This window comes from Bradyrhizobium sp. SHOUNA76 (assembly GCF_023006445.1).
In the GTDB taxonomy this organism is placed as follows: Bacteria; Pseudomonadota; Alphaproteobacteria; order Rhizobiales; family Xanthobacteraceae; genus Bradyrhizobium.
The window spans coordinates 1-3,165 of record NZ_JALBHA010000628.1 but is presented as its reverse complement, the minus strand read 5'-3'; the positions used below and the strand labels follow the sequence as shown (position 1 = coordinate 3,165).

At 66.3% G+C, this 3,165-nt stretch carries 4 protein-coding genes; all 4 read right to left on the bottom strand.

Features of this window, described 5'->3' with window-relative positions; translation table 11 throughout:
- The coding region (locus tag MOV74_RS34670; RefSeq protein WP_246931483.1) for an acyl-CoA dehydrogenase family protein at positions 1-381 on the bottom strand (381 nt) is incomplete at its 3' end.
- Positions 375-1,172, bottom strand: a complete 798-nt coding sequence (locus MOV74_RS34665; protein WP_246931481.1) for an ABC transporter ATP-binding protein — start codon at positions 1,170-1,172, stop codon at positions 375-377. The genes MOV74_RS34665 and MOV74_RS34670, both read right to left, overlap by 7 nt.
- Positions 1,166-2,188, bottom strand: a complete 1,023-nt coding sequence (locus MOV74_RS34660; protein WP_246931478.1) for an ABC transporter permease — start codon at positions 2,186-2,188, stop codon at positions 1,166-1,168. The genes MOV74_RS34665 and MOV74_RS34660 overlap by 7 nt, the downstream gene beginning before the upstream one ends.
- Positions 2,166-3,165, bottom strand: a 1,000-nt coding sequence (locus tag MOV74_RS34655; RefSeq protein ID WP_246931476.1) for an ABC transporter substrate-binding protein, incomplete at its 5' end; no start/stop codon positions are given. The genes MOV74_RS34655 and MOV74_RS34660, both read right to left, overlap by 23 nt.

Here is a 3,165-nt window from a genome sequence, read left to right as displayed (position 1 = left end):
GTTGACGAGCGCGAGGCCCTCGACGCTCTCGCGCGCGAGCTTGCGCGACAACCGCGCCGGCCAGGTGGGGCTGCGCGCGATCACCAGATGATTGATGGTGTGCATCGACAGCACCAGCGCCGTCGACGGGTCTGCCTTGCCGATGATCCCGACGACGCGCGCGGCGTACCTTGCGCCTGCTCCGGCACCGCCATGGACGGCCGGCACCGTCAGCGACAACAGGCCGGCTTCCGATAGTTCGCGAAAGTTCTCGAACGGGAAGCTGCCGGTGCGGTCGTGCTCGGCCGCGCGCGCGGCAAAGTCCGTCGCCAGCGCCTCGGCGCGCGCGATGTAGTCGGGTTCGCTATGCGGCGTCCGCCCTTTGGCTACGGGAGTCACCATGTTGCATCCAGTCCCAGCAGGCCGAGGATCTGGCGGCGCAGATCGGCGAGATAGGGATCGCCGCGATGCCGCGGATAGGGCCGGTCGACGCGGATGTCGGCCTTCACGCGAGCCGGGCGATCGCTGAAGACGATGACGCGGTTGGCGAGCACCAGGGCCTCCTCGGCGTCATGCGTCACCAGCAAGGTCGTAAAGCCCTTGCGCTGCCAGAGCGCAACGAGTTCGGCCTGCATGGTGATGCGGGTCAGCGAGTCCAATTTTCCGAGCGGCTCGTCGAGGATCAGGATTTTTGGATCGTTGACCAGGGCCCGGGCCAGCGCGACGCGCTGCGCCATGCCGCCGGAGAGCTGGTGCGGATAGGCGTTGCGGAACGACGCCAGGCCGACCAGATCGAGCGCGGCATCGACGCGGTGGCGCTGGCTCTTCAAAATGCCCTGGGCCTCGAGGCCCAGGGCGACGTTGTCCCAGACCGACCGCCAGGGAAACAGGGTCGGATCCTGGAACACGACCACGCGCGAGGGATGCGGCCGGGTGATGCGCGCCTCGTCCTCGCGCAACGTGCCCGCCTTGGGTTTGTCGAGGCCGGCAACGAGCCGCAGCAAGGTCGACTTGCCGCAGCCGGAAGGGCCGAGCAGCGCGACGAAGTCGCCGGGTTCGACGGAGATGCTGACGTCGCTCAGCACCGGCAGCTCGGTGCCGTCGATGTCGAAGGCGTGGCTGACCTGCTCGATGTCGAGCGCGGCACCGGCAGCCGGATGAGTGTCGATTTCGGCGAGAGCTGTAGCTACCATTTCACGGTCCCCTTCTGCCAGACCAGCAGACGATCACGGATCGAAAACAGCAGCGTGATCGCGCCGGAGCAGAGCAGCGACATCACGATCAGCGCCGCATACATGTTGGCGTAGGCGGCCCAGCCCTGCGCCCATTGCAGGTACCAGCCGAGCCCGGCCTTGACGCCGATCATCTCGGCGACGACGAGCACGGCGAAGGACGAGCCAAGCCCCATGAACAGGCCGACGAAGACGTGCGGCAATGCTGCGGGGATCGCCACCTTCAACACCAGGAAGGATGGCTTTGCGCCCAGCGTGCGCGCGACGTCGTAATAGGCGTTGCTGACGCTCGCCACGCCCGACCAGGTCAGCACGGTGACCGGAAAGCCGGTCGCCAGCGCAATCAGGAAGGTCGATGCGCTCCAGCTCGACGGGAACGTGAAGAAAGCGATCGGCAGCCAGGCGGTCGCCGGCAGCGGGCCTATGAAGCGTAGCACCGGATGCACCCAATAGCCGACTGCGCGCGACCAGCCGATCGAGACGCCGGTGAGAAAGCCGACCGTCGCGCCGATCAGATAGCCGCCGAGCTGGAGCTTGACCGAGGCGAAGACACTGTCGAGCAGCTTCGGCAGGTCGTCGGTGTAGACTTCGATGATCGCCTGCGGCGGCGGGAAGAACGGCAGCGGCAGCCAGGCGAATTTGGCGGTCGCGACCTCCCACAGGGTCAGGAACGCGCCGAGTGCGAGGAGCCAGGGCGCGCGCTTGTGCAATGCCCGTCCCGCCGATCCCAAATAGTCGGCGCTGACGGTTCCGAACAGCGCGATCGCCGCAATGACAAAAGCGGCAATGCCGAGCGAATGCGTACGCGTCCAGTCACCGACATCCTGCCACCACAGGCAGGACAGGCCGAAGGCGATCCAGGCGATGCTGGCAAGAACTCCGGCGCCGGACTCCCGGATCCAGCCCGCAAGCAGCGGCGCGCGGGAGAGACGCGGCGCGCCGGAGGCGAGGCCGTCAGACAGCGAATACGTCGACATAGATGCGCTCCGCGAATTTGGCCGTGTCGGTGCCCGGCTTGAAGACCTGCACGCTCTTCAGATCGTCCGCATAGCCCTTGAGCTCGCGCTTCAGGATCTCGCCGACGGGATGATGATGGTGGGTGTGGTAGCGCACCATGCCCTCGATGTCGGCGAGCGACGCGGTCTTCGGTGCGTAGGGCTGGAACGACTTTGCCGTCACGGCCGGGTTTTGCGTGGTGAGCATCGCGGCGTCGAGCAGCGCTTGGGTCAGCGCGCGAGCGACCTGCGGCTCCTCGCGCACCAGGCTGCCGCGCAGACCGAGGATGCAGCAGCTCTTTTCCCGATACTCGCCGTCGAGATTGGACGCAACTTCCTTGTACTGACTGTCCTTGAGCCAGAGATAGCCGAGCGGATCGGACGACAGAAACGCCTGCACCTCGCCCTTCTCCACAGCGACGTTGAGCAGGTTGCCGGGATAGGCGCGCCAATCGACGTCCTTGTTGGGATCGATGCCGAGCTTTGCGAGCTGAATGGAGAAGAAGTTCTTGTCGGGGCCTGCCAGATCGCCAACCGCGACGATCTTGCCCTTGAGATCGACGAGCTTGCTTACACTGGAGTCTGCGCGGGTCAGGACGCGCATGCAGCCGCCATGGGTGCCGGCGGCGATCTTGACGTCAAAGCCCTGCTCCAGCGGCTTCAGCCAGCGCAGCGCCATGCCGAGACCGGCATCGCTCTTGCCCGTCGCGATCGCCTCGAGCAATTGGTCGGTCGAGCCGGAATAGTTGATGAGCTCGACGTCGAGATTGTGCTTCTGGAAGAAGCCGTGCTCGATGGCGACCGGCACCGGCGCCAAGCACACCGCGCCGGCGTTCCACGACAATTTCAGCTTGCGTGGCGCGCCGGTAAGCGCAGGCGCATCCGATGCCGTCCGGCACAGCGGAAACTCCGAGAAATCGACGCCGGTCGCAATCCCGCCCGGCGCGAAGGCCTGCGCC

What these genes read in the sequence shown, in the direction of transcription:
- MOV74_RS34665 (WP_246931481.1), bottom strand. Translation starts at nt 1,172, where the DNA reads ATGGTAGCTACAGCTCTCGCCGAAATCGACACTCATCCGGCTGCCGGT.
- MOV74_RS34660 (WP_246931478.1), bottom strand. Translation starts at nt 2,188, where the DNA reads ATGTCGACGTATTCGCTGTCTGACGGCCTCGCCTCCGGCGCGCCGCGT.